Source organism: Sphingomonas aerolata (genome assembly GCF_003046295.1).
Lineage (GTDB): Bacteria > Pseudomonadota > Alphaproteobacteria > Sphingomonadales > Sphingomonadaceae > Sphingomonas > Sphingomonas aerolata.
In genome coordinates, this window is the sequence record NZ_PZZN01000002.1 from 834,930 (window position 1) to 860,672 (window position 25,743).

Consider the following 25,743-nt stretch of genomic DNA (forward strand, 5'->3'; position numbering starts at 1 on the left):
TCTCCGCCCTGATTCCTACCATGCCGTTCACCGCTTTTCATCCTGACCCCAAGACCAAGGCCGCAATGAAGAAACTAGTTCTCGCCTCGGTCCTCGCGCCCGTCCTCGCGCTGGCGCTCGTCGGCGAAGTCCATGCGCAGACGACGCTCAACGTCCGCGACGCCGATATCCGCGCGTTCATCGCCGATGCCGCCAAGGTCACGGGGCGCACCTTCATCATCGACAACCGGGTGTCGGGCAAGGTGACCGTCGTCACCGACCGGCCGCTCAGCCGGTCCGAATATTTCGAGGTGTTCCTCTCCACGCTGCGCGCCAACGGGCTGGTCGCGGTACCGACCTCGAACGGGGCGTTCCGCGTTCAGCCGCTCGACAATGCGGCGTCGCAGCCGAGCCGGATCGGCGTCGCTGGGGCGGCGCGCAACAGCTATGTCACCGAGATCATCCGGCTGCGCGCAACCGACGCGGCGAGCGCGGTCGACACCGTCCGCCCGCTGGTCAGCGCGCAGGGGTCGGTCACCGCGAACCGCGGCGGCAACAGCCTGGTGGTGGTCGATTTCGCCGACAATATCCGCCGCATCCGCGAGGTTATCCGCCGGGTCGACACCGACACCTCGTCGACGCGCGTCGTCGCGCTCAAGAATGCGAGCGCGCGCGACATCGCGACCGCGCTGCAGGGCCTGATCGGCACCGGCGGGGCCGCGGGTGGCGCGCAGGGCGGCGGCGCGGGATCGGGACCGACCGCGTCGGTGGTCGCGGTCGAGGGATCGAACGCGGTCGCGCTGCGCGGTGATCCGACCACGGTCGCGCGGCTGGCACAGGTCGCCGCCGACCTCGACCAGAAGGCGCGCAACGGCACCGAGATCAAGGTCGTGTTCCTCGAAAACGCCGACGCCGAGCAATTGCTGCCGGTGCTGCAGGAACTGGTCGGCCAGACCCCGACCCAGCCGAGCAGCCAGCCGCTGTCACGCTCCAATTTCGGCGCGAACAGCAGCGGCGGCGGCAGCAATGGCGGCGGATCGGGCTTTGGCGGCACCCAGCAGGTGCAGGTCAGCCAGCCGGTCCAGTCGAGCGGCGGATCGTCGGGATCGGGCTCTGGCCAGCCCGCGATCACCGCCGCGGGGGGCCGCACCGCCGCGGTCGTCACGCGCTTCATCGGCGCCAACGCGATCGTCATCGCCGCGCCCGCCGAGATCCAGCGTCAGCTCGCCGAGGTGGTCCGCCAGCTCGATACGCGCCGCGAACAGGTGCTCGTCGAGGCGATCGTCGCCGAGGTGTCGGACACCACCGCACGGACGCTGGGTGCGCAGTTCATCGTCGGCGATCCCAGCGGTGGTGCGTTCGGCGCGTCGACCTTCTCCAATTCCGCGCCGAACATCCTGCAGATCGCGGGTGCGATCGGCGCGACACAGCTCAACACGTCGACCACGACGACGACGAACACCGACGGCAGCACGACGGTGACGAAGAACACCAGCAGCGCGGCCGACACGCTTCAGCAATCGGCGATCAGCTCGATCCTCGCCGCGACCGGCGGGTTCGGCGGCTTCGGCGGCAAGATCGGCAGCACCTTCTTCGGTGCGATCATCAACGCGGTGAAGAGCGACACGACGTCGAACCTGCTCCAGGTCCCGCACCTCGTCACGCTCGACAACCAGGAGGCGCACAGCCTGGTCGGGCAGGAGATTCCGATCACCACGGGGCAGGCGCTGTCGAACAATTTCGACAACGCGTTCCGCACCACGCAGCGGCAGAATGTCGGCATCGAGCTGACCGTCCGCCCGCAGGTGAATTCGAGCGGGACGGTCAAGCTCAACCTCCGGCTCGAGGTCAGCTCGATCGCCGGGCCGGTGTCGAGCGACAATAGCGACCTGATCCTCAACAAGCGCGAGGTCGAGACCGTGCGCACCGTCGACGACGGCCAGATCGCGGTGATCAGCGGCCTGCTCGACGACAACGAGCGCCGGACGATCGAGAAGATCCCGCTGCTCGGCGATCTGCCGGTGCTCGGGCACCTGTTCACGTCGAAGGCGAAGCAGCGGTCGAAGACCAATCTGATGATCTTCATCCGGCCGACGATCCTTCGCACCGCGGGCGACAGCCGGCGGATCACCGAACAGCGTTACGGCTATCTGCGCTTGCAGCAGGGGCTCGCCGAGCCCGAGCGCGAGCCGTCGATCGACCAGCTGGTGCGCGACTACATGGGCGCGGCGCCGCCGATCCCGTCGGGGCCGATCCCCGGCAGCATCGAGGATCCGCGGATCGCGGTACCGGTGCGCAGCACGAGCACGGTCTTCCGGCCGGTGAAGAAATGATCATCCGCGAGGGGCATGAACTGGGCGCCCTCAGCCCCTCCCCTTCAGGGGAGGGGTTGGAGGTGGGGCCTATCCCAGCAATCGCGGCGCTTGTGGCATCGCCCCACCCCAACCCCTCCCCTGAAGGGGAGGGGCTTGACGTCGCACTCCCCCAGATCACGATCCCCTATGCCTTCGCACGCAAGTTCGGCGTCGTCGTCGACCACACCGACCCCGATTCGCCGCTGACGATCGCGATGCGCGCGGGCGCAGACCCCAAGGTGCTGCTCGAACTGCGCCGCTATCTCGGCCGGCCGTTCGCGATCGGCACGGTCGAGGCGCCCGCGTTCGACCGGCTGCTGTCCAACGTCTATGCGATGGACGGCCAGGCCAACGCGCTCGCCGCGGTCGGGATGGGTGACGAGCTCGATCTGCTCGCAGGCGACATGCCGACAGCGGAGGATCTGCTCGACACCGCCGACGATGCGCCCGCGATCCGGCTGATCAACGGGATCATCGCCGACGCCGCACGCAACGGCGTGTCGGACATCCATATCGAGCCGTACGAGACCGGGCTCGTCGTCCGGATGCGCATCGACGGCGTGCTGCGCGAGACGTTGCGTATGCCGCCCAACGTCGCGCCGGTCGTCGTCAGCCGGATCAAGGTGATGGCGCGGCTCGACATCGCCGAGCGCCGCGTGCCGCAGGATGGCCGCATGGGGCTGACGCTGGGCGGCAAGCTGCTCGACGTCCGCGTCTCGACGCTGCCGAGCCGGGCTGGCGAACGCGTGGTGCTGCGTATCCTCGACAAGGAGAATGCCGGCATCGACCTCGAGGCGCTCGGCCTGCCGCCCGCTTTGTTCGCGCTGCTCAACGAAGCGCTGAGCGAGCCGAACGGGATCATCCTCGTCACCGGGCCGACCGGTTCGGGCAAGACCACCTCGCTCTACGCCGCGCTGCGCCTGCTCAACGACGGCAGCCGCAACATCCTGACGGTCGAGGATCCGGTCGAGTACGCGGTCGACGGGGTAGGACAAACCCAGGTCAATCCGAAGGTCGGGCTGACCTTTGCGGCGGGGCTGCGCGCGATCCTGCGTCAGGATCCCGACGTGGTGATGGTCGGCGAAATCCGCGACCGCGAAACCGCCGAGATCGCGGTGCAGGCGTCGCTGACCGGGCATCTCGTGCTGTCAACCGTTCATACTAACGACGCGATCGGCGCGATCACGCGAATGCGCGACATGAAGGTCGAAAGCTTCCTGCTCGCCTCGACGCTCCGCGCGGTGATCGCGCAGCGGCTAGTGCGGCGGCTGTGCCCGACCTGTCGCAAGGCGGTACCCGCATCGGACACGGTCGTGCCATTGCTCGGCATCGCGCCGGACGCGGTCGTGTACGTCGCGCAAGGGTGCGACGACTGCAACCAGACGGGCTATAAGGGCCGGATCGGCGTGTTCGAGGCGGTCCGCATCGACGATACGATCCGTCGGCTGATCAACACCGACGGCGCCGAATCCGACATCACCGCGCATGCCTTTGCCAAGTCGCCGAACCTGGCGCAGTCGGCGCGCGAGCTGGTGCTGTCGGGACAGACCACGGCGGAGGAAGCGGTCCGCGTCTCGCGCCGCGACACGACCGAAGTCGTCGAGGTGGCGGCGGCATGACGTCGCGCCAATCCTCGGTTCGTTTCGAGCGCAGTCGAGAAACGCCTGTCCACGCGCGCGGCGACGGTTTCTCGACTTCGCTCGAAACGAACGGAAGCGTTAAGCAACCGGGCAACCCGCATGGCTGATTTCGACTATGTCGCGATCGACACCAAGGGCGCCGAGCGCCGCGGCCATATCGCCGCGGCGGACATCGACCTCGCGCGCGCGACGCTCGACGCGCGCAAATTCTACGTCGTCAAGATCGGCCCGGGCGCGCCGCCGCAGGCGACCAAGGGGCGGCCGCTGTTCGGGTTGCAGCTCGGCAAGCCCAAGATGTCGGGCAAGAATCTGACGCTGTTCACGCGCCAGCTCGCCACGCTCAACCGCGTGTCGCCGCTGGAGGAATCGCTGCGCACGATCACGCGCCAGACCGAGCAGGACAGCGTCCGCGCCATCGTCCAGCACGTTCATGCGGGCGTCGTCGAGGGCCGGCGGCTGGCGGATGCGATGGCGCGCGAGCCGAAAAGCTTCCCGCCGCTCTACCGCGCGATGGTTGCGGCGGGCGAGAGTTCGGGGTCGCTGCCGACGATCCTCGACCGCCTCGCCGCGCTGCTCGAACGCCAGGCGGAGATCCGCGGCAAGCTGATCACCGCGCTCGCCTACCCCTCGATCCTCGCGCTCGTCGCGATGGGGGTGGTCACCGCGCTGATGATGTTCGTCGTGCCGCAGGTGGTCGAACAGTTCGACACGGTCGGGCAGGAGCTGCCGCTGCTGACGCGGATCGTGATGGCGTTCTCGGCCTTCCTCGTCGGATACTGGTGGGTGATCGCGCTGGTCCTGCTGCTGTCGGGGCTGATCCTGTGGCGCGCGCTGAAGGATCCGGGCTTCCGGCTCGCCTTCGACAGCTGGCTGCTCAGGATCCCGATGCTCGGGCGACTGCTGCGCGACCTTCATGCGGCGCGGATGGCGCGGACGCTGGGGACGATGGTCGCGAGCCGCTTGCCGCTGCTCGACGGGCTCAACCTGACCGCGAGCACGATCCACAACCGTCGGCTGCGCCTTGCATCGGACCAGATCGTCGACGCGATCCGCGGCGGCGGCAGCCTGTCCGCGGCGATGCGGCGCGCGGGCGTGTTCCCGCCGCTGCTGACCTATCTCGCCGCGTCGGGCGAGGCGGCGGGGCGGCTCGACGAGATGCTCGAGCGCGCCGCCGACTATCTCGAACGCGAATTCGACCGCTTCACCGCCACCGCTCTGTCGCTGCTCGAACCGCTGATCATCGTCGTGATGGGCGGCATCGTCGCGACGATCGTGCTATCCATCCTGCTCCCGATCCTCCAGCTCAACACGCTGGCAGGCCAATGAGGTTTTGTATGCGTCCGGAAGAGAAGAAGAAGCGTCGTGAAGCGGGTTTCACGCCCCTGAGGCGTTCCGCCGAAAACGGTTTCACGCTCGTCGAGCTGATGGTGGTCATCGTCATCATCGGCCTGCTGGCGACGATCGTCGCGCTCAACGTGCTGCCCTCGGGCGATACCGCGCGGATCCAGAAGGCGAAGGCCGACATCGCGCAGATCGAGGGCGGGCTTGAACTGTACAAGCTCCAGAACATGACCTTCCCCAACACGTCGCAGGGGCTGAATGCACTCGTCACCGCGCCCGCCGGGCTGACCGATCCGTCGCGCTATCAGCGCGGTGGCTATCTCAAGAAGCTGCCGAACGATCCCTGGGGTCGCCCGTATCTCTATGCCTCGCCCGGCATGCATGGCGAGGCCGACGTCTGGACCTTCGGCGCCGATGGCAAGGAAGGCGGCGAGGGGATCGATGCCGATATTGGCAGCTGGCAATAGGTCCCGGCTTCACGCCGACGCTGGCTTTACCCTGGTAGAGCTGATGGTCGTGGTGACGATCATCGGGCTCGCATCGGCGGTGGCGGTCTTCGTGATGCCCGATCCGCGCGGCCGCGTGTTCGACGAGGCGACGCGGTTCGCGGCGCGGACGCGTGCGGCGCATGATTCGGCGATCGTCGAGGCACGCCCGGTCAGCGTCTGGATCACCGGCGGCGGCTATGGCTTCGACCAGCGGCTTGCGGGCGGCTGGACGCCGATCAGCGAGAAACCGATGCGCGTCGAACGCTGGAACGACGGCACGCGCGCGGTGATCGGCGACATGAGCGGCCGCGTCCGCGTGACCTTCGACCCGACCGGGCTGGTCGACCGGCCCGCCATCGTGACGCTCAGCCGCGGCGGGGCGAACGCGACCGTGACGATCGACGCCGATGGCACCGTGCGCGCCGATGCGCGCTGAATTGCCGCGCGCATCGATGCCTGCTGAAACCGATCGTGGGTTCACGCTCATTGAGATCATGGTCGCACTGGCCGTGTTCAGCCTCGCGGCAATGGCGCTCGTCCGTCTGGAGAGCGCGACGATTCGCGGCGCGTCGATCCTCGACGACACGCTGGTCGCGCAGATGGTCGCGCGCAACGTCGCGATCGACGCGGTGACGCAGGCGCAGCCGCCGACCGCCGGAACCGTCACCGGCGCCGAGACCAATGGTGGCCGCCGCTGGGCCTGGACGCGCTCGGTGCGCGCGATGGGCGGATCGTCCGTCTTGCGAATCGACGTGGCGGTCGCGGATCGCGGCGGCGCGGTGCTCGGCCGCCTGACGATGATCCGCCCCGCCCCGCGCCAGAGCGCGACGACGGTGACGACGTCATGACCGCGCGGCGCGCTGTCAGGCTCGGGGTCGCGGGTCGAGTGGCACATGACGGGCTGGGCGGGCGCGTCATCTCTCTTGCCGTCATCCCGGCGGACGCCGGGACCCACGGTCGCGGGCGCGGCGCTGCTGGGCGCTGGGTCCCGGGTCAAGCCCGGGATGACGGGGTGGGTGGGGGGGTGATCTCTCTTGCCGTCATCCCGGCGAACGCCGGGACCCAGGGTTGCGGGCGCGGCGCTGCTGGGCGCTGGGTCCCGGGTCAAGCCCGGGATGACGGAGTGGGCAGGCGCTCCGCCGAACACGGCTTTACTTTGGTCGAGGTGATGGTCTCGCTGCTGATCTTCGGGATGATCGCGGCGGCGGGGGTGGCGATCCTGTCGTTCAGCGTGAAGGCGCAGATTGCGACGGGGACGAAGCTCGACGATCTCGGCGCGCTGACGCGGACGATGTCGATCCTGTCCGCCGATCTCGGCCAGGCGGCGCTGCGTGGTACGCGCGATGAATCCGGCGCGCCCTTGCCCGCGTTCGTCGGCGAGAGCGGGTCGGACGTCGCACCGATGCTCCGCCTCGTCCGCGGTGGCTGGACCAATATCGACGGCGCAGCCCGATCGAGCACGCAGAAGGTGGCGTACCGCGTCGCGGACGGCGCGCTGCAGCGGATCGCCTATCCGATGGTCGACGGCGCGCCGCCGCTGCCGCCCGCCATGCTGCTGCCCAATGTCCGCCAGGTCCGGCTGCGCTACCGGCTCGGCGGCGCGTGGAGCGATCGCTGGGACGGCGTGCAGGGCGTGCCCTTGCCCGAGGCGATGGAGCTGAGCGTCCAGCGCACCGACGGCCTGGTCTATCGCCAGCTGTTCCTCGTCGGATCGGGCTATGCGCCGCCCGCGCGGGAGGTCCAGAATGAAGCCCCCTGAACACGAGCGGGGCGCCGCGCTGCTGACCGTCCTCATGCTCGTCGCGATCGTCGCGGTGATGGCCGGGGCGGCGCTCGAGAAGCTGCGGCTGTCGACGCGGCTGGCGGGCAATGCCGCGGCGGGGGAGCAGGCGCGCGCCTATGCGCTGGCCGCCGAGACGCTGGCGCTGACGCGGATCGACGCGATGCTGGGCCCCAATGTCAAACGCGTGACGCTGCAGGGCGACTGGAGCGGCAAGCCGTTCGGGATGCCGCTGCCCGGCGGCGGCTTTGCGACCGCGCGCGTGCGCGATGGGGGAAACTGCTTCAATCTCAACAGCCTGGTGAGCGGGCGCGCCGGCGCCTATGTCACCGACCCGCTGATGCGGCCGCAATTCGTCCGGCTGATGCGGCTGCTCGACATCCCCGCGCAGGTCGGCGAACAGATCGCCGCGGGCGCCGCCGACTGGATCGACAGCGACCAGGACCAGCAGGCGATGGGCGCGGAGGACGGCGCCTATCTGAACCGCGAGACGCCCTATCGCACCGCGGGCACGCTGATGACCGACCCGAGCGAACTCCGCGCGGTGGTCGGCATGACGCCGCAAATCTATGCGACGCTCAGGCCGTGGATCTGTACATTGCCGGTCGCGCAGGCCGCGCCGATCAACGTCAACACGCTGCTCCCCGAACAGGCACCGATCCTGGCGATGCTGTTTCCCGACACGATGTCGATCGCGGGTGCGCGCCAGATGATCCTGCAACGCCCGCCGCAAGGGGTCGCGACCACCGACGTGTTCTTCAAGAGCGCGGCGTTGCAGGGCAATTCCAATGCGGACGGCGAACGGGGGACGGCAGTGGTGTCGAAATGGTTCACGCTCGATATCGACGTGACGGTGGGGACGACGGTTTTGCAGGAACAGGCACTGATGGACGCGACGACGCTTCCCGCGCGGCTCGTATCGCGGCAATGGGGCGAGCCATCATGACCACGCTCCTGTTCCTTCCCTCCGGCGTGACCGGCTTTCGCTGGATGCGGATCGCCGACCAGCGCATCGTCGCGCAGGGCGAGGGGATCCCGACCGCCGATGATGGCGGCGACCTGAACGCGGACCACGGCGTCATCGCGGTGGCGCCGGCAGAGGCGGTGACCTTGCACTGGGCCGAGCTGCCGTCGCGCAGCGCTGCGCAGGCGACCGCCGCCGCCCGGCTGCTCGCGGCAGAGGCGAGCGCGGCGCCGCTCGGTGAACTCCATGTCGCGGTCGGGGACGAGGGGCAGGGCGACCGGCCGATCGGCGTGGTCGGGATCGAGGCGATGCAGGGCTGGCTGCGGATGCTCGCGGCGGCCGGCGTCGATCCGGTCGCGATGCTCCCCGCGCCGATGCTGCTGCCGCGCCCGGACGAGGGCTATGTCCGCGCCGCGCTTGCCGGCGACACGGTCGTGCGCGGAACGTCGACCGGATTTGCCGACGAGCCGGGGCTGACCGCGCTGGTGACGGGCGACACGCCGCCCGTGGCCGTCGAGCCCGCCGCGCTCGAGGCGGCGCTGGCGGCGGCGGTCGCGACATGGCCGCTCGACCTGCGGCAGGGGATGTTCGCGCGGCGGCGGCGGTTCGCGCTCGACTGGGCGCTGATCCGGCGGCTGGCGGTGCTGTCGGGGCTGATCCTCGCGGTGACGCTGGCGATCACGCTGGTCCGGATCGCGAAATACAGCTTCGGCGCGGACATGATCGAGGCGCAGACCGAACAGGTCGCCCGCTCCGGCTTGCCACGCGGCGAGACGGTGAACGATGCCGGGCGCCAGCTTGGCGAACGGCTGTCGCGCGTGCGCGGGCCGGGGCTAGGCTTCAGCACGACCACCGCCACGATCTTCGCCGTGGTCCAGGCGACGCCGGGCAGCGAGATCACCGCGCTCGACTTCCAGCCGAACGGGACCGTCCGGCTGGGCGTCGCGGTCGAGCGCGAGGCGCTGGCGACCGATCTCAGGAGTGCGCTCGAGCGTGCCGGCTTTGCGGTACAGGCGGGCGTCTTCCAAGCGGCGGCGGGGCGCGTGTCGGGCGAATTCACGATCACGGCGGGCCGTGCAGGCGGGAGCGAGGGCGCATGACCGGGTTGCGGCACTGGTTCGAGGGGCGATCGCTGCGCGAGAAGCGGCTGTTGCTGGTGATGGCGGCGCTCGCGGTGCTGACCCTGCTCTGGGGCGCGGTGATCCGCCCGGTCGGCGACGGCCTGTCGAGCGCGCGCGAACGCCATGCCAACGCCGTGACCCGGCTCGGCGAGACGCAGGCGATGGTCGCGCTGCTCCGCGACGCGCAGCGATCGCGTCCCACGCCGCTGACCGGATCGCTCGATGCGATCGTGCGGACCCAGGCGGACCTGGCGGGGTTCGCGATCACCAGCCTCGACCAGGAAGGCGCGGACCGGGTGCGGATCGTGATGCCGTCGGCGCGGCCCGGCGCGCTGACCGCGTGGCTGGCGCGGCTCGAGCGCGCGGGCATCCTGGTCGACGCGCTGACCATGACCGACAAGGGTGACCGTACGGTGAGCGTGACGATGACGTTGAAGGCGCGCGCCGCATGAGCGACAGCGCACGTTTCGTGGGCGTCGGCGCACGCCGCGTCACGCGGATCCGGTTGCGGACCGGCCCGACCGCGATGTTCGGCGGCATGCTGCTGCTCGCGCTGATCGTGTTCCTGCCGATGCGCGCTGCGCTTGGCTGGGTCGGGATCGAGGATGCGGGCCTCGTCGCGCGCCGGGTGACGGGCACGATCTGGGGCGCGACGCTGACCGATGCGCGGTTCGGCGAACTGTCGCTCGGCGACCTCCATGCCCGGCTCGCGCCCTTGCCGCTGCTGGCGGGTCGCGCGCGGATCGTGCTGGCCGGGCCCGAGACGGAGCCGCGGCCGCTGCGCGGGTCGGCCAGCGTCAGCCGGCACGGGTTCGGCGTCGATGATCTGACCGCGACGATCCCGACCGGCGCGGTGTTCGCACCGGTGCCGGTCACCACGCTCGATCTCGACGGCGTGACCGTGCGGTTCGCCGACGGCCAGTGCGAGCGCGCCGAGGGGCGGGTGCGTGCGACGCTGGGCGGCGAGGTCGCGGGGATCACGCTGCCCCAGTCCGTCAGCGGTACGCCCAAATGCGAGGGCGACGCGCTCATCGTGCCGCTCGCCAGCCAGGCGGGGACCGAGGGGATCACGCTGCGGATCGACGGCACGGGCCGCTACCGCGCGATGCTGACGCTGCAGCCCACCGACCCGATCGTCCAGCAGCGGCTCGAATCGATCGGCTTCGTGCGCGGGGCCGGCGGCTATAGCCAGGCAATCGAAGGCAGTTTTTGACGACATTCGACGCCGCGCATGATCGCGGCGCTTGACGGACCCGAACAGCCCGCTTAGGGGCACGGGCCTTCGCGGCGATCGTAGTTCAATTGGTTAGAGCGTCGGCTTGTGATGCCGGATGTTGCGGGTTCAAGTCCCGTCGGTCGCCCCATTATTTTCCCAACTGCTTGGCCTTGCGCCGCTTTGTGCTGGTAAAACCGGCCGGAAAATAATATTTCAGGTTTAAGCAATTTTCTTCTTCCTGATGGAGCCGGCGATGACAGCGGTTTGGGACCTTCCCGATTTCGACGACCATGAGGGCGTTCACGTCTTCACCGATCCGGTTTCGGGTCTCCGCGCCGTCATCGCGCTGCATTCGACCAAGCTCGGCCCCGCGGCGGGCGGCACGCGCTTCTGGCATTATGCGGACAATGGCCGCGCGGTGACCGACGCGCTGCGCCTGTCGCGCGGCATGAGCTTCAAGAACGCGATGGCCGGGCTCGAGCTCGGCGGCGGCAAGGGCGTCGTCCTCGCGGCCAAGCCCGGCGACGTGATCACCACCGAACAGCTCGAGGCGTTCGGCCGCGCGGTCGAATCGCTCGGCGGTCGCTACGTGACCGCCGAAGACGTCGGCATGTCCGAAGAGCGCATGAAGGTGATCGCGACGCAGACGCGCTACGTCTCGGGCCTGCCCGTCGCGAGTGGTGCGGCGGGCGGCGATCCGGGGCCGTACACGGCGCTCGGCATCTATCTGGGCGTCAAGGCGGCGGCGCAGCGCGGGCTCGGCGCGACCGACATGAAGGGCGTGCGCGTCGCGATCCAGGGCGTCGGCTCGGTCGGCGGCGGGCTCGCCCGGCTGCTTGCCAGGGACGGCGCGGTGCTGACGCTGGCGGACGTCGACGAGGGCCGCGCGCAGGCGCTGGCGGGCGAGCTCGGCGCGACCGCAGTCCCCGCCGAGGCGATCCTGACGACCGACACCGACATCTTCAGCCCGAACGCGCTGGGTGCCATCCTGACCGAAATGTCGATCGCCGCGCTGAAGGCCAAGGTCGTCGCGGGCGGCGCGAACAACCAGCTCAGCGTCCGCGAGGACGGCGCGCGACTGCACGCACGCGGCATCCTCTATGCGCCGGATTACGTGATCAACGCGGGCGGCATCATCAATGTCGGCCTCGAATATCTCGGCCAGGGTGACGAAGCCGAAGTGAAGTCGCGGATCGCACGCATCCCCGAGCGGCTGATCCAGGTCTGGGACGAGAGCGACCGCAGCGGCGAACCGTCGTCCGACGTCGCCGATTCGATCGCAAAGCGCCTGATCGGCCGTTAAATCCTTCTCCCCTCCGGGGAGAAGGTGGCGCAAAGCGCCGGATGAGGGGGCGTGGCGCGCGCGACCACATACCCCTCATCCGCCCGCCCTCTCCCACGTGGGGAGAGGGGCTTTAAGTCCGTCACGACTTGCCATAGTGGTAACACCCAGTGGCCACCCTGCACGCCCTTGCCAATCCCGCGCGCTTCCTGAAGATCGCCAGGCCGCTGACGCCTGCGTTGTTCTGGGCGGGCGTCGCGCTGATCGCGCTGGGCTGCTGGGCGGGACTGACCCAGACCCCGCCCGACTATTTGCAGGGCGAGACGGTGCGGATCCTCTACATTCATGTCCCCGCCGCCTGGCTCGGCATGGGCGGCTGGAGCGGGATTGCGATTTCCAGCATCATGCTGCTCGTCTGGCGTCACCCGCTGGCCGGCATCGCCGCGCGCGCGATCGCGCTGCCGGGTGCCGTATTCGCGGCGCTGTGCCTGATGACCGGGTCGATCTGGGGGCGGCCGACCTGGGGGACGTGGTGGCAATGGGACGGGCGGCTGACCTCGATGCTGCTGCTGTTCTTCGTCTATCTCGGTTATATGGCGCTGGCGAAGGCGGATGCGGACCGCGGCGGCGACGGGCGCGTGCCTGCGCTCTACGGTCTGGCCGGATCGGTGCTGCTGCCGATCATCCGCTATTCGGTGATCTGGTGGAACACGCTGCACCAAGGGCCGAGCATAGGGCTGACCAAGTCGACGATCGACGGCGCGATCCTCTGGCCGCTGCCGATCATGCTCGCGGGCTTCACCTTCGTCTTCGCGGGAATCGTGCTGATGCGGATGCGGACCCTGCTCGCCACCGCCAAGGCCGAGGCGCGGATGCGTCGGATGGCCAGAGCGTGAAGGTGCGCGCATGACCGCCTGGCCGTTCGTGATTGCCGCCTATGCCGTGACGCTGGGCGGCGGCGCCGTCGTCGCACTGCTCAGCTATCTGGCGATGCGGAAGGCGGAGCGATGAAGGCCAAGCATCAGCGGCTCACCCTCGCGCTGTTGGCGCTCGGCGCGGTCGTCGTCGCGGGGCTGCTCGCTCTGTCCGCGCTGAAGGACCAGGCGTCGTTCTTCTATGCACCGTCCGACGTGAAGCGCGACGGGCTGCCGCTCGGTCGCGCGGTCCGGCTCGGCGGCATGGTCGCGGACGGATCGGTCAAGCGCGCCGCGGACGGCGTCACCGTCCACTTCACCGTCACCGACGGCGCCGCAACTACGCCTGTTGTCTTCGCCGGGATCGTCCCGAACCTGTTCCGCGAGAAATCGGGGGTCGTCGCCGAGGGGCAGTTCCAGGCGGACGGCCGCTTCGTCGCGTCAAACCTGCTCGCCAAGCATGACGAGAAATACATGCCGCCTGAAATGGCGGGCAAGATGCACGAGACCAAGACGCTGGCACCGGATCGCGGCTCATGATCGCCGAAGCCGGACTCGCGGCGCTCTGGCTGGCCGGCGCGCTGGCGGCGCTGCAGCTGGCGATGGCGGTGATCGGGATCGCGCGCGGCCGCGACGACGTTGCCGCGGCGGTGCGGCCGGTGGCGATCGTCCAGGGCGTGCTCGCCGCGCTGGCGATGGCGCTGCTGATCAACCTGTTCCTCAACTCAGACATGTCGGTGAAGCTGGTCGTCGAGAACAGCCATTCGGCGAAACCCTGGCTTTACAAGTTCGCCGGTGCCTGGGGCAATCACGAGGGGTCGATGCTGCTCTGGGTGACGATCCTGGGGCTGGCGGGCGGCGCGGTCGCGATCTTCGAACGCTCGCTTCCCGAACGCACCCTAGTCGCGACGCTCGGTGCGCAGGCGACGATCGCGCTCGGCTTTTATGCGTTCCTGCTCTTCTCCTCCAACCCGTTCGCACGGCTGACCCCGGCGGCACCCGACGGGCTGGGGCTCAACCCGCTGCTCCAGGACCCCGGCTTGGCGTTCCACCCGCCGACGCTCTACACCGGCTATGTCGGGCTTTCGGTCGCCTTCTCGTTCGCGGTCGGTGCGCTGGTCACGCGTGACGTCGGACCGGGCTTCGCCAAAGCGATGCGCCCTTGGGTGCTGATCGCGTGGATCTTCCTGACGCTCGGCATCACTGCTGGCAGCTACTGGGCCTATTACGAGCTCGGCTGGGGCGGCTGGTGGTTCTGGGATCCGGTCGAGAATGCGTCGCTGATGCCGTGGCTCGCGGCGACCGCGCTGCTCCATTCGGTGACGGTGCTGGCGACGCGCGACGGGCTGCGTGCGTGGACGATCATGCTCGCGGTGGTCGCCTTCTCGATGTCGATGATCGGCACGTTCCTGGTGCGCTCGGGCATCCTGACCAGCGTCCACGCCTTTGCGGTCGATCCGGAGCGCGGCGCGTTCATCCTCGCGCTGCTCGCCATCTATATCGGCGGCGCGCTCGCTCTGTTCGCCGCGCGGATCGGGACCGTGCGCGCGGGCACGACCTTCGATCCGGTCAGCCGCGAGGGCGGGCTGGTCGCGAACAATCTGCTGCTGTCGGTGATCCTCGGCATCGTCCTGATCGGCACGCTCTACCCGATCGTCGCCGCCAGCTTCGGCGTGCAGCTGTCGGTCGGACCACCCTTCTTCAACAAGGCGGCGGGGCCGATCGCGCTGGCGCTGGTCGCGGTGATGGCGGTCGGGCCGCTGCTGCGCTGGCGTCGCGACGAGGCGAGGGCGGTCGTCGGCCGGGTCGCGCTGCCGATCGCGGCGACCGTGGTGGCGGCGGTCGCGCTGCTGTTCGTCTGGCCGGGCGTGCTGCCCTGGGCCGGGCTCAGCCTCGCGGCAGGCCTCGCAGTCGCCAGCGTCGCGCCCCTGTGGAAGCGCAATCTCCGGCGCACGCCGATGTTTACCTATGGCATGGTCCTCGCGCATCTCGGCATCGCGGTCAGCCTGGCCGGCATGGCGTCGGACAGCGCGTTCACCAGGGAAACGCTGGTCGCGGTGCGCGCGGGCGAAGCGGCGCGCGTGGGGCCCTATAGCGTCACGCTCGACGGGATCTCGCCGGTGATCGGCGAGAACTGGTCCGCGCTCGAGGCGCAGCTGACCGCGACGCGTGGCGATGACAGCACGCGGCTCCACCCGCAGCTCCGCTTCTTCGCCAACCCGCCGACCAGCACCAATGAATCGGCGATCCTGACCGCGCTCGACGGCCAGCTCTATACCGTGCTCGGCCAGCCCGACGGGCAGGGGCGGTGGCAGCTGCGGCTGTGGTGGAAGCCGTTCGTGACGCTGATCTGGTTCGGTGGCGTGCTGATCGCGCTGGGCGGGGCGCTGTCGCTGGTCGGGCGGCTGCGTCGCGAACGGCGCAGCGCGGTCCGGGCGGCCTGGGCATGAAGCGGTTCGCGCTCTGGGCGCCGCTGGCGATCTTCGCCTTGCTGTTCGCGGTGGTGGCGAGCGGGCTGTTCCGGCCGGCGGACAAGGTCGTGCGCTCGGCGATGGTCGGCAAGCCGCTGCCCGACTTCGCGCTGCCCGCGATGGTGCCGGGCAAGCCGGGGCTGACCAGCGCCTCGTTCAAGGGCGGTCAGCCGCGGCTGCTCAACGTGTTCGCCAGCTGGTGCGTGCCCTGCATCGCCGAGGCCCCGCATCTGATGCGGCTGAAGACGATGGGTATCCCGATCGACGCGATCGCGATCCGCGACACCACGCCCGCGATCGCCGGCTTCCTGCGCCGCAACGGCGATCCCTATGCGCGGATCGGCAGCGACACCGCGAGCCGGGTCCAGCTCGCGCTCGGCTCGTCGGGCGTGCCCGAGACCTTCGTGGTCGATGGCCGCGGGATCGTCGTCAAGCAGATCATCGGCGACATCCGCGAGGACAATATCGGCGAGATCGTTCAGGCCGTGAGGGAAGCCCGATGAGCGGGCGGTTGAGCTTGGCGCTGGCGGCAGGCGCGACGGTCGCGACGCTGCTGTTCTGCACCGCGCCCGCCGCCGCGCAGCCCGTCACGCCGCCTGCGCATTACGCCAATGTCCAGCTCGCCGACCCCGCCAAGGAAGCCTCCGCCAAGGCGCTGATGGAGACGCTGCGCTGTCTCGTCTGCCAGGGCCAGTCGATCGCGGACAGCGATGCCGACATGGCCGCCGACATGCGTGCGCTGGTCCGCGAACGGATTGCACGCGGCGAGACGCCCGCCTCGGTCCGCGACTGGCTGGTGTCGCGCTATGGCGACTATGTCACCTATGACCCGCCGCTGTCGGGGCTGACCTGGCCGCTATGGCTGGCGCCGATCGCGCTGCTGGCGATCGGCGCGTGGATCGCGCGGTCGAGTTTCCGCCGGAGGACGCGCTGATGGGCTGGCTCTGGCTCGGGATCATCGCGGTCGGGGCGTTCGCGCTGCTGGCGGTGCTGAGGGTCGACCGGCTGCTCTGGTCGATGGTCGCCGCCGCGCTGATGCTCGGTGCGGCGGGCTATGCGCTGCAGGGCGAGCCCGGGCTCGCCGGGCATCCGGTCGTGACGGGCACGACGATCACGCCTGATGACGGGTCGATGATCGAGCTGCGCGACAAGATGCTCGAACGCTATACCGGTGCCGCCGCCTATCTGGTCGCGGCGGATGCGATGACGCGGATCGGCGAGCGTCGCGCGGCGGTGAAGGTCCTGCTCGGCGGGATCCGCGTCGCGCCGAAAAGCCTCGTCCTGTGGACCGGGCTCGCCAATGCGCTGGCCGCGCATGACGGCGATCAGGTCTCGCCGCCGGCGCTGTTCGCGTTCCAGCAGGCGATGCGGATCGCACCGCGCCACCCGGCGCCGCCCTTCTTCCTTGGCCTCGCCTATGTCCGGTCGGGCAATTTCGCGGCGGGACGACCCTATTGGGCCCGCGCGCTCGCGCTGACCCCGAAAAGCGTGTCCTATCACGACGAGATCGCGGTCCGCCTCGCGCTGCTCGATCAGGTGATGGCCGCACAGGACGCCGCTCCGGCGAGCTAGTCACCGACGCAAAACGGGACCCGGATCGTCCGGCGCGATGCCGGGGATCCTGGGTCCCGTTCCGTGCCGAAAAGGGCTTACTGGCCGCGACCGGTCTTGCCCTGAAGCTCGTCGATCTTGAGCGAGGCATCGGCCTTCGACAGCGATTCGTCGAATTCCTCATGCGCCTCTTCGGACAGCGTCTTCAGATAGCTGGCCTGTGCACCGGTCATCTTCTCGTCGCCGGTCGTCCAGTCGTGCGGATCCTTCTCGGCGTTCGAAAAGGGCTCGGACTTGGGGTTCGGGGTGTCGGACATGCGTGAAATTCCTTCCGCCTGTCCAACCCCCGTGTTCCGCATCCGTTCCCGCTTAATTCGACCAAGCTTCGTAAGGTAAACCCAGATCATCCGCGACCGCCTTGTACGCGATCTTGCCCTTGTAGACGTTGAGCCCGTTGGCGAGGTGCGGGTCGTCCTTCATCGCGGTCTCCGCACCCAGATTGGCGAGCTTCAGCGCAAACGGCAGCGTCGCGTTGTTGAGCGCGAAGGCCGAGGTGCGCGCGACCGCGCCGGGCATGTTGGCGACGCAGTAATGGATCACGCCGTCGACCTCGAACACCGGATCCTCATGCGTGGTCGCATGGCTCGTCTCGAAACAGCCACCCTGGTCGATCGCGATGTCGACCAGCACCGAACCGCGCTTCATCGTCTTGAGCATCTCGCGCGTGACCAGCTTGGGGGCCGCCGCGCCGGGGACGAGCACCGCGCCGATCACGAGATGCGCGTTCTTCACCGCCGCCGCGATCGCGGCCTTCGACGCATAGGCGGTCTTGATCTGGCTCGAGAAGAACATGTCGAGCTCGGCGAGGCGGTCGTTCGAGATGTCGTAGATCGTCACGTCGGCACGCATGCCGACCGCCATCTGCGCGGCGTTGACGCCCGAGACGCCGCCGCCGAGGATCGCGACCTTGGCAGGCGCGACACCGGGGACGCCGCCGAGCAGGACGCCGCGTCCGCCCTGTTCCTTCTCGAGATAATGCGCGCCGACCTGCACCGACATGCGGCCCGCGACCTCGGACATCGGCTTCAGCAGCGGCAGGCCGCGGCGATGGTCGGTGACGGTCTCGTACGCGATGCACGTCGCGCCCGACTTCATCAGGCCTTCGGCCTGCGGCTTGTCTGCGGCGAGGTGGAGATAGGTGAAGAGCAGGTGGCGCGGTTCGAGCATCGCGATCTCGACCGGCTGCGGCTCCTTGACCTTCACGATCATGTCGGCGGCGGCGAACACCGCGGCGGCGGTCGGCAGGATCGTCGCGCCCGCGTCGACATAATCCTGGTCCTCGAAGTCGATGCCCGAGCCTGCCTGAGTCTCGACGACGACCTCATGGCCCGCGGCGACCAGCTCGGCGACCGACGGCGGGGTCAGGCCGACGCGATATTCGTGATTCTTGATTTCCTTGGGAACACCGACGCGCATCATTTCCACTCCATTATCTTTGACCGCAGTGTAGCGCGCATCGACCGGGAAGGGTTCGCAAAGCCGTCCCGCTGCCCTATCATATTCGGGAGAATATTGCACTCAGACATGACGAAGCGGGAAATTTGTGAGTATCGCGATCGAGCGCAGGATCCTGGACCTGCTGGCGGCCAACTCCGACCTGACGAGCGCCGAGCTGGGCGAGGCGGTGGGGCTGTCGCCAAGCGCGGCGCATCGCCGCGTCGCGCAGCTGCGTGAGAGTGGCGCGATCACCGGCTATCGCGCGATCCTGTCGCGCGCGGCGCGCGGCGATCCGAGCATCGTCCTGGTCAACGTCACGCTCCGCGACCAGCGCAAAGAGACGATGGCGGCGTTCGAGGCGGAGATCGTCAGCTGTCCGCAGGTCGTGCAATGTTTCCTGATGAGCGGCGAGGCGGATTACATGCTGCACGTCGAGCTCCGCCGCGGCGAGACGTTCGAACGCATCCACCGCGAGACGCTGTCGCAACTGCCCGGCGTCACGCGGCTGGCCTCGCATTTCGTGATTCGCGAAGTCGTCACGCGCTGACGTTTTCTCGCGCACGTTGGCCAAGCACGGCAATGCCCGTTACTGATAGCCTCCTGCCGCAAACAGGCGAGGCGGCATGATCAGCCCCGGTTAATCCACGTTGCCGGCGGTCCCGTTGCCGCTCTCCAACCCCCATGCTAAATGCGCCAGCTTGGGGCACAGGGTGAAATCGGAATTTCGATGATGATTGCTGCACTTCCGGGTCGATTCACCGTCCAGTGAGCGTCGATCCCACAGCCGCGGCCTCGACCGTGCCCCCCGCCGGACTTGATCCGGATACCGGCCACCATCATGCGGACGGCATGCTGAAACTCGCCTTTGGCGCGATCGGCATCGTCTTCGGCGATATCGGCACGAGCCCGCTCTACGCATTCCGCGAGACATTCGCCGGGCACCACAAGCTCGCGCTCGATTCGGCGCACATCATGGGCGTCATCAGCCTGATGTTCTGGTCGATGATGATCGTCGTGACGGTGAAATACGTCATCATCATCATGCGCGCGGACAACAAGGGCGAGGGCGGCAGTCTCGCGCTGCTCGCGCTCGTCTCGGGCAAGACCAAGACGCGGCGCTGGAGCAAGGGGATCATCCTGCTCGGCGTCTTCGCGACCGCGCTGTTCTACGGCGACAGCATGATCACCCCCGCGGTGTCGGTGCTGTCCGCGGTCGAGGGGCTCGCGGTCGCCGCGCCGAGCTTCGCCGGGCTCGTCCTGCCGATCGTGATCGCGATCCTGATCGCGCTGTTCTGGGTCCAGAAGAGCGGCACCGCGCGAATCGGCATGGTGTTCGGGCCGATCATGCTGGTGTATTTCAGCGTCATCGCGGTGCTCGGCATCCTCAGCATCATCCAGACGCCGGGCGTGCTCTGGGCCTTTTCGCCGCATTATGCGGTCGAGTTCTTCCTGATCGACCCGACCCGCGCCTTCCTCGCGCTCGGCTCGGTCGTGCTCGCGGTGACCGGCGCGGAGGCGCTCTATGCGGACATGGGGCATTTCGGTCGCCGGCCGATCGGCATCTCCTGGTTGTTCTTCGTGCTGCCCGCGCTGATCCTCAATTACATGGGGCAGGGCGCGCTGCTGTTCCGCGACGGGCAGGCGGCGCTCGTCAGCCCGTTCTACAATCTCGCCCCCGAAAGCCTCCAGCTGCCGCTCGTCCTCCTCGCGACGATGGCCGCGGTGATCGCGTCGCAGGCGGTGATCTCGGGCGCGTTCTCGGTCACGCAACAGGCGATCCAGCTCGGCTTCATCCCGCGGCTGCGGATCGAGCATACCAGTGCCGCGACCGCGGGTCAGATCTACATCCCGCTGGTCAACGGCGCGCTGATGGTGATGGTGATCCTGCTGGTGCTGTTCTTCCGCACATCGTCGAACCTGACCAGCGCTTACGGCATCGCGGTGACGGGGGCGATGCTCATCGACACCTGCCTGCTCGGCGTCGTGCTGTTCCGCCTGTGGAACTGGCCGAAGATCGCGGCGATCCCGTTGCTCGCGATCTTCTTCCTGGTCGACGGCGCCTATCTGGCGGCGAACCTGACCAAGGTGCCCGATGGCGGCTGGTTCCCGCTGCTGATCGGCCTCATCATCTTCACCTTCCTGACGACCTGGTCGAAGGGGCGGCAGCTGATGATCGACCGGATGCGCGAGGCGGCGATGCCGATCAAGGTGTTCATCGGCTCGGCGGCGAACTCCGCGTCGCGCGTGCCGGGGACCGCGGTCTTCATGACCTCGACCTCCGACGGCGTGCCGCATGCGCTGCTCCACAACCTCAAGCACAACAAGGTGCTGCACGAGCGCGTGATCCTGCTGACCGTCAAGATCGTGGGCCAGCCCTATTGGCCCGCGCACGACCGTGCGGTGCGCGACGAGCTGGGCGACGGCTTCCACCGTCTGATCCTGCGCTACGGCTTCATGGAGGATGCCGACGTCCCCGCCGCGCTCCGCCAGGTGCACAGCTGCGGCGCGGACTTCAAGATGATGGACACCAGCTTCTTCCTCTCGCGCCAGACGCTGCTCGCTTCGGACAAGCCGGGAATGATGCTGTGGCGCGAGAAGCTGTTCGCGTGGATGCTGCGCAACGCCGAAAGCGCGATGGAATTCTTCCGCCTGCCGACCAACCGCGTCGTCGAGCTCGGCAGCCAGATCGAGATTTGATCGGATTGTTGTAACGCCACCGCTCGCTGCCGAACACTTGCACCTCCCCGGCGGAGGCCGGGGTCCAGGTGGAAAGGTCGCAGTGACGGAGCGCGGCCTACGTCAGCAACGTTTCCCAACTGGACCCCGGCCTCCGCCGGGGAGGGATTGAATATAATGGGAAATACCACGCAAGTGACCGAAGTCGCCCCGATCATCGTCACCGCGCTGTTCGGCCGCCAGGACACCGCGTTCTTCGACGCGATGCGGCGCGAGCATTTCCCGCCCGAGCGCAACCAGCTCGATTCGCACCTGACGCTGTTCCATCACCTGCCGCCCTCGGGGCTCGACGAGCTCAAGCACCGGCTGAATCAGGAGACGCGCGGGCTGCCGGCGCCGCGGGCGCGGATCGGCGGGCTGATGTCGCTGGGGCGTGGTGTCGCCTACCGGATCGAATCGCCCGAACTGGTCGGGATCCGCGCGCGGCTGGCCGATGCGTTTACGGGGATGCTGACGCCGCAGGACGCGGGCGGCTGGCGTCCGCACGTCACGATCCAGAACAAGGTCAACCCGTCGGTCGCCAAGCTGCTGCTCGGCAATCTGCAGCGCGACTTCGTGGCGCGGGACGTCGAAATCGCCGGGCTCGGCGCCTGGTGGTATCGCGGCGGGCCCTGGGAAGCGATTTCGCGTCACATGTTTGCTTGACCGCCTCGGATCCGCTTCCTATAGGCCGCGCCTCGCAGGGAAGAATGCTTCCCCGCAGACGGTACGGCGAAGTAGCTCAGTTGGTTAGAGCACGGGAATCATAATCCTGGGGTCGGGGGTTCAAGTCCCTCCTTCGCTACCATTTTCAAACACACCGAACGGGTCGTTGACGACCAGGATCGCGTCGCTGCGGGCGAGCGCGAGCAGCGTCAGGCCGTGCGTGCGCGCGTGATCGATCGCGAGACTGGTCGGCGCGGAAATCCCGACCAGCATCGCCACGCCTGCGACCAGCGCCTTGTCGACCATCTCGAAGCTGATCCGCGAGGTGACGAGGATGAAGGCGGGGGGCTCGCTCGACCGGATCGCCAGCCCGCCGACGAGCTTGTCGAGCGCATTGTGGCGGCCGACATCCTCATAGGCGGCCAGTACGGCTCCCGACCGGTCGGAGGCGGCGGCAGCATGGATAGCCCCCGTCGCGGCATTGAGCGGCTGGTGCGCGCGCAGCCCGGCCAGCGCGGCGAAGATCGCGGTGACGGGCACGTCGGGGCGGGGCGGGGTACCCGCCACCGGCTTGCGCAACTGTTCGAGCCCGGAAATGCCGCACAGCCCGCAGGACGTGTCGCTGGTCCGGTGGCGGACGCGGTCGTGGATCCGCCCCCTGCACCGCTCCGACAGGCCGACCCGGACGATCCAGCCCGCCTCCGCCTCGAAGACGTCGATATCGCGCACGTCGTCGGCGCTGTCGGCGAGCCGCTCGGTCAGCAGGAAGCCGGTGGTGAAGGCGGGCAGGTCGGCGGGCGTCATCATCATCACCGCATAGCCAAGCCCGTCGACCTCGATCGCGACGGGCACCTCGATCGCGATCGCGCGCGTGCCCGCCGCGACGGCGTCGGGGCGCAAGATGGTGATCGCTTCGGTACGGGCAGTCGTCACAGCGCGGCCATGTCCTCGGGGGTGTTGATGTTGGGGATGATCCCATGCGCGGGGATCGGCAAGGCGCCGATCGCCTCCGCCCAGCCGCGCACCGACCGGCGCGACGACGATTCGATATGCGCGAGCAGCGCGGCAGCGGACGCGGTCTCCCAATGGCCCAGCACGGGCGCATCGGGGCAGAAGGCAGGCGCGCGGCGGGCGAGCGCCGCCAGCAGCCCGTCGGGCAGCGCTGGCACGTCGCAGGCGATCGTGAGGACCGAGGTGTAGCCCAGCCCCGCCGCATGGTGCAGCGCGCCCGCTATGCCCCCCAGCGGCCCCAGATCGGGCCCCGGCAGGTCGCGGATCAGGCCATCCCGGTCCGCGACCACCGCGTCATCGACATGCGGCCGGAGCAGCGCACGGGCGTGATCCGCAAGGCGACGACCGGCGAGCAGCGCCTGCGCCTTGTCCGACCCGAACCGCGACGATCGCCCGCCCGCCAGGACGACGCCGAGGATCCGGGGCGGGCTCAGCGCGTCTTCTCGATCCGCACCGGCACCGACTTGGCGGCCGGGACATGGCTTTCGCGCGCATGGTGCGCGACCGGCATCAGCAGGTTGCACTCGGGGTAATAGGCCCCGACGCACCCTTCCGGAATCGAATATTCGACGACGCGCAGCTTGTTGAAGCGGCGGTCGGCATTGTCGCCCGCATCGCCGACCAGATCGACGTCGTCACCATCGGTCAGCCCCATGCGCAGCATGTCGCTGCGGTTCATGAAGACGATGTCGCGCGTGCCCTTCACGCCGCGGAACCGGTCGTGATAGCCATAGACCGTCGTGTTGAACTGATCGTTCGACCGCAGCGTCATCAGTCGGAACCGGCCCTCGCTCTCCTCGAACCCGGTGACGTTGAGCGAGTGGGGGACGTTGATCTCCGCCTTGCCGCTCTCGGTCAGCCATTCGCGGTGCGCCGCCGGCACGCCCTTCCAGAAGCCGCCGGGGGTAAACATCTTGGCGTTGAAGTCGGAGAACATGTCCGGATAGGTCTCGGCGATCGCATCGCGGATCCGCGCATAGTCGCGCACCCACGCATCCCAGTCGAGCTTCGGATTGGGCGCCAGCGTCGCCTTGGCGATACCCGCGAGGATCGCCGGCTCGGACAGCAACGTCTCCGCGGCCGGCGTCGCCTTGCCCTTCGAGCCATAGATCTGGCTGAACGAATCCTCGACCGAGACGCTCTGCGGCCCGGTACCCTGCATGTCCGTCTCGATCCGGCCGAGACAGGGGAGCAGATAGCAGGTCTTGCCGGGCAGCAGGTGCGAACGGTTGAGCTTGGTCGCGATGTGCACCGTCAGGTCGATCCCGCGCCACGCCGGCTCCATCCGCGCATGATCAGGGATCGCGCGGACGAAATTACCGCCGAGCCCGATGAACGCCTGCGCCTCGCCCTCGAGCACCGCCTCGCACGACGCGATTGTGTCCCAGCCGAGCTCGCGCGGCGGCTCGAAGCCATATTGCTCGGCGAGCTTGTCGAGCGGGGCGAGCTCGGGCTTTTCGGTGATGCCGACGGTGCGCTGACCCTGGACGTTCGAATGGCCACGGACGGGGCCCATGCCCGCGCCGGGCTTGCCGATATTGCCGCGCAACAGCATCAGGTTGACGAGCATATGCACGTTGTCGATCCCGCCGACATGCTGGGTCAGGCCCATGCCGTACACCGCGATGACCGCCTTCGACTTGGCATAGACCTTGGCGGCCGATTCGATCTCGACGCGCGACAGCCCGCTCTCATGCTCGATCGTCGCCCAGTCGGTGCCGCGCGCGACATCCGCGAACTTCTCGAACCCGGTGGTGTGCTCGGCGAGGAAGGCGTGGTCGAGGATCCTCAGCGTGTTGAGTTCGCGCGCGCGATCATCCGCCTCGATCAGATATTTGCACATCCCCATCAGCGCGCCGACGTCGCCGCCGGTCTTCACCTGATGATATTGCGAGGCGATCGGCGTGGACTTGCCGGTGACCATCTCCAGCGGATTCTGCGGATCCTGGAATTTCTCCAGACCGCGCTCCTTCAGCGGATTGAACACGACGATCTCGACGCCGCGCTTGGCGCAGTCGCGGAGCGGATGAAGGAACCGCGGGCTGTTCACGCCCGGATTCTGCCCGAAATAGAAGATCGCATCGCACTTCTCGTAATCCGAGAGGTGGATCGTCCCGACCGCGGACCCGATCGCCGACTTCAGCCCGACCGAGGTCGTCTCGTGGCACATGTTCGAACTGTCGGGCAGGTTCTGGCTGCCGTACATCCGCGCCATGAGGCTGTACATGTACGAGGTCTCGAGGCTCGCGCGACCCGAGGCGTAGAAGATGACCTTGGTCGGGTCATAGGTCTTGAGCTTCGCGCCGATCCCGGCGAACGCCTCGTCCCAGCTGCACGCGGCATATTTGTCGGTCGCGGCGTCATATTTCAGCGGATGCGTCAGGCGGCCGGCCTGTTCGAGATCGAAATCCTTCCAGCCGAGCAGCTCGGTGACCGTATGCTCCTGGAAGAAGGCCGGCGTCACGCGGTAGGATGTCAGCTCCCACGCGGTCGCCTTAGCGCCATTCTCGCAGAATTCGGCGGCATGCGGGTGCGCGGGCTTGCCCCAGGCGCAGCTGACGCACGCAAAGCCCTCGGGCTTGTTCTGTCGCGTGAGTTCGCGCAGCGCCTCAGGGCCGATCTTCTCGCGCGCGGATATCTCCACGAGCGATTTCATCGACCCCCAGCCGCCGGCAGGTGCGGTATAGTCTTCGATCTCGATCGTCCGGTCGTCGCTCATACGTCTCTCCGCTTTTGCCTTCCAACGAAGCGGG

General features: G+C 68.5%; 26 protein-coding genes and 2 tRNA genes. 23 read left to right on the forward strand and 5 right to left on the reverse strand.

Annotated elements, in window-relative coordinates:
• Positions 1-65 precede the first annotated feature (65 nt).
• From gspD to C8J24_RS11360, 19 genes are all read left to right on the forward strand, one after another.
• The gene (gene gspD, locus C8J24_RS11270; RefSeq protein ID WP_107932834.1) at positions 66-2,312 is read left to right on the forward strand and encodes a type II secretion system secretin GspD; all 2,247 of its coding nucleotides are present in this window, start codon (positions 66-68) and stop codon (positions 2,310-2,312) included.
• Positions 2,309-3,952, forward strand: coding sequence for a GspE/PulE family protein (locus C8J24_RS11275; RefSeq protein WP_107932371.1), 1,644 nt, complete (start codon positions 2,309-2,311; stop codon positions 3,950-3,952). Before gspD ends, C8J24_RS11275 begins: the two co-directional genes overlap by 4 nt.
• A gap of 120 nt (positions 3,953-4,072) precedes the next feature.
• Positions 4,073-5,299, forward strand: a complete 1,227-nt coding sequence (gene gspF, locus C8J24_RS11280) for a type II secretion system inner membrane protein GspF (RefSeq protein WP_107932373.1) — start codon at positions 4,073-4,075, stop codon at positions 5,297-5,299.
• An 8-nt stretch (positions 5,300-5,307) separates the two neighbouring features.
• The gene (gene gspG, locus C8J24_RS11285; protein ID WP_107932375.1) at positions 5,308-5,781 is read left to right on the forward strand and encodes a type II secretion system major pseudopilin GspG; all 474 of its coding nucleotides are present in this window, start codon (positions 5,308-5,310) and stop codon (positions 5,779-5,781) included.
• Positions 5,756-6,238, forward strand: a complete 483-nt coding sequence (locus C8J24_RS11290) for a GspH/FimT family pseudopilin (protein WP_107932377.1) — start codon at positions 5,756-5,758, stop codon at positions 6,236-6,238. The genes gspG and C8J24_RS11290 overlap by 26 nt, the downstream gene beginning before the upstream one ends.
• A 16-nt stretch (positions 6,239-6,254) precedes the next feature.
• Complete coding sequence (gene gspI / locus C8J24_RS11295; protein WP_031440015.1) at positions 6,255-6,650, forward strand: type II secretion system minor pseudopilin GspI; 396 nt, start codon at positions 6,255-6,257, stop codon at positions 6,648-6,650.
• 275 nt (positions 6,651-6,925) lie between these two features.
• Positions 6,926-7,561: a type II secretion system minor pseudopilin GspJ gene (gene gspJ / locus C8J24_RS11300; RefSeq protein WP_167396745.1), complete on the forward strand. Its 636-nt coding sequence runs from the start codon at positions 6,926-6,928 to the stop codon at positions 7,559-7,561.
• On the forward strand, positions 7,548-8,528 hold the full coding sequence (gspK, locus tag C8J24_RS11305; protein ID WP_037532276.1) for a type II secretion system minor pseudopilin GspK: 981 nt from the start codon (positions 7,548-7,550) through the stop codon (positions 8,526-8,528). Before gspJ ends, gspK begins: the two co-directional genes overlap by 14 nt.
• Positions 8,525-9,646: a type II secretion system protein GspL gene (gene gspL / locus C8J24_RS11310; RefSeq protein WP_107932381.1), complete on the forward strand. Its 1,122-nt coding sequence runs from the start codon at positions 8,525-8,527 to the stop codon at positions 9,644-9,646. Before gspK ends, gspL begins: the two co-directional genes overlap by 4 nt.
• The gene (gspM, locus tag C8J24_RS11315) at positions 9,643-10,119 is read left to right on the forward strand and encodes a type II secretion system protein GspM (RefSeq protein ID WP_037532937.1); all 477 of its coding nucleotides are present in this window, start codon (positions 9,643-9,645) and stop codon (positions 10,117-10,119) included. The genes gspL and gspM overlap by 4 nt, the downstream gene beginning before the upstream one ends.
• Positions 10,116-10,880, forward strand: coding sequence for a type II secretion system protein N (gene gspN, locus C8J24_RS11320; protein ID WP_107932383.1), 765 nt, complete (start codon positions 10,116-10,118; stop codon positions 10,878-10,880). The genes gspM and gspN overlap by 4 nt, the downstream gene beginning before the upstream one ends.
• Positions 10,881-10,954: 74 nt before the next feature.
• Positions 10,955-11,031: transfer RNA gene (locus C8J24_RS11325), tRNA-His, on the forward strand.
• A 105-nt stretch (positions 11,032-11,136) separates the two neighbouring features.
• Positions 11,137-12,186 carry a Leu/Phe/Val dehydrogenase gene (locus C8J24_RS11330; protein ID WP_208620949.1) on the forward strand — a complete coding sequence of 350 codons (1,050 nt, stop codon included), beginning with the start codon at positions 11,137-11,139 and terminating at the stop codon, positions 12,184-12,186.
• A gap of 149 nt (positions 12,187-12,335) precedes the next feature.
• Positions 12,336-13,061 carry a heme ABC transporter permease CcmC gene (gene ccmC, locus C8J24_RS11335; protein ID WP_107932387.1) on the forward strand — a complete coding sequence of 242 codons (726 nt, stop codon included), beginning with the start codon at positions 12,336-12,338 and terminating at the stop codon, positions 13,059-13,061.
• 111 nt (positions 13,062-13,172) lie between these two features.
• Complete coding sequence (ccmE, locus tag C8J24_RS11340; protein ID WP_107932389.1) at positions 13,173-13,619, forward strand: cytochrome c maturation protein CcmE; 447 nt, start codon at positions 13,173-13,175, stop codon at positions 13,617-13,619.
• Positions 13,616-15,529 (forward strand): heme lyase CcmF/NrfE family subunit, encoded by a 1,914-nt coding sequence (locus C8J24_RS11345; protein ID WP_107932391.1) that lies wholly within the window; start codon positions 13,616-13,618, stop codon positions 15,527-15,529. Before ccmE ends, C8J24_RS11345 begins: the two co-directional genes overlap by 4 nt.
• Complete coding sequence (locus C8J24_RS11350) at positions 15,526-16,053, forward strand: redoxin family protein (protein ID WP_031440727.1); 528 nt, start codon at positions 15,526-15,528, stop codon at positions 16,051-16,053. Before C8J24_RS11345 ends, C8J24_RS11350 begins: the two co-directional genes overlap by 4 nt.
• Entirely contained in the window at positions 16,050-16,484 is a 435-nt protein-coding gene (locus C8J24_RS11355) for a cytochrome c-type biogenesis protein (protein ID WP_107932393.1), read from the forward strand. The genes C8J24_RS11350 and C8J24_RS11355 overlap by 4 nt, the downstream gene beginning before the upstream one ends.
• Positions 16,484-17,122, forward strand: a complete 639-nt coding sequence (locus tag C8J24_RS11360) for a tetratricopeptide repeat protein (protein WP_031440729.1) — start codon at positions 16,484-16,486, stop codon at positions 17,120-17,122. The genes C8J24_RS11355 and C8J24_RS11360 overlap by 1 nt, the downstream gene beginning before the upstream one ends.
• Before the next feature lie 77 nt (positions 17,123-17,199).
• Here C8J24_RS11360 and C8J24_RS11365 read toward each other — a convergent pair whose 3' ends face one another.
• Together C8J24_RS11365 and ald are read right to left on the reverse strand one after the other, a co-directional pair.
• Positions 17,200-17,418, reverse strand: a complete 219-nt coding sequence (locus C8J24_RS11365) for a DUF3072 domain-containing protein (protein ID WP_031440730.1) — start codon at positions 17,416-17,418, stop codon at positions 17,200-17,202.
• A gap of 52 nt (positions 17,419-17,470) precedes the next feature.
• A complete protein-coding gene (gene ald, locus C8J24_RS11370) occupies positions 17,471-18,577 on the reverse strand; it encodes an alanine dehydrogenase (RefSeq protein ID WP_107932836.1) in 1,107 nt (368 codons plus the stop codon).
• A 127-nt stretch (positions 18,578-18,704) separates the two neighbouring features.
• Between ald and C8J24_RS11375 the strand changes: the two genes are divergently transcribed.
• From C8J24_RS11375 to C8J24_RS11390, 4 genes are all read left to right on the forward strand, one after another.
• The gene (locus tag C8J24_RS11375; protein WP_107932395.1) at positions 18,705-19,145 is read left to right on the forward strand and encodes an Lrp/AsnC family transcriptional regulator; all 441 of its coding nucleotides are present in this window, start codon (positions 18,705-18,707) and stop codon (positions 19,143-19,145) included.
• Positions 19,146-19,447: 302 nt separating this feature from the next.
• Positions 19,448-21,295, forward strand: a complete 1,848-nt coding sequence (locus tag C8J24_RS11380) for a potassium transporter Kup (protein WP_107932838.1) — start codon at positions 19,448-19,450, stop codon at positions 21,293-21,295.
• 156 nt (positions 21,296-21,451) lie between these two features.
• Positions 21,452-21,979, forward strand: a complete 528-nt coding sequence (locus tag C8J24_RS11385; RefSeq protein WP_167396746.1) for a 2'-5' RNA ligase family protein — start codon at positions 21,452-21,454, stop codon at positions 21,977-21,979.
• 65 nt (positions 21,980-22,044) lie between these two features.
• Positions 22,045-22,121, forward strand: a tRNA-Met gene (locus C8J24_RS11390).
• Here C8J24_RS11390 and fdhD read toward each other — a convergent pair.
• The 3 genes from fdhD to C8J24_RS11405 are packed head-to-tail and all read right to left on the reverse strand — an operon-like array spanning position 22,100 to position 25,709.
• Complete coding sequence (gene fdhD, locus C8J24_RS11395) at positions 22,100-22,912, reverse strand: formate dehydrogenase accessory sulfurtransferase FdhD (RefSeq protein WP_107932397.1); 813 nt, start codon at positions 22,910-22,912, stop codon at positions 22,100-22,102. The two genes, C8J24_RS11390 and fdhD, sit on opposite strands and share 22 nt — an antisense overlap.
• Positions 22,909-23,514 carry a molybdenum cofactor guanylyltransferase gene (gene mobA / locus C8J24_RS11400; RefSeq protein ID WP_244180634.1) on the reverse strand — a complete coding sequence of 202 codons (606 nt, stop codon included), beginning with the start codon at positions 23,512-23,514 and terminating at the stop codon, positions 22,909-22,911. The genes fdhD and mobA overlap by 4 nt, the downstream gene beginning before the upstream one ends.
• Positions 23,421-25,709, reverse strand: coding sequence for an FdhF/YdeP family oxidoreductase (locus tag C8J24_RS11405; protein WP_107932399.1), 2,289 nt, complete (start codon positions 25,707-25,709; stop codon positions 23,421-23,423). Before C8J24_RS11405 ends, mobA begins: the two co-directional genes overlap by 94 nt.
• Positions 25,710-25,743: the final 34 nt, after the last annotated feature.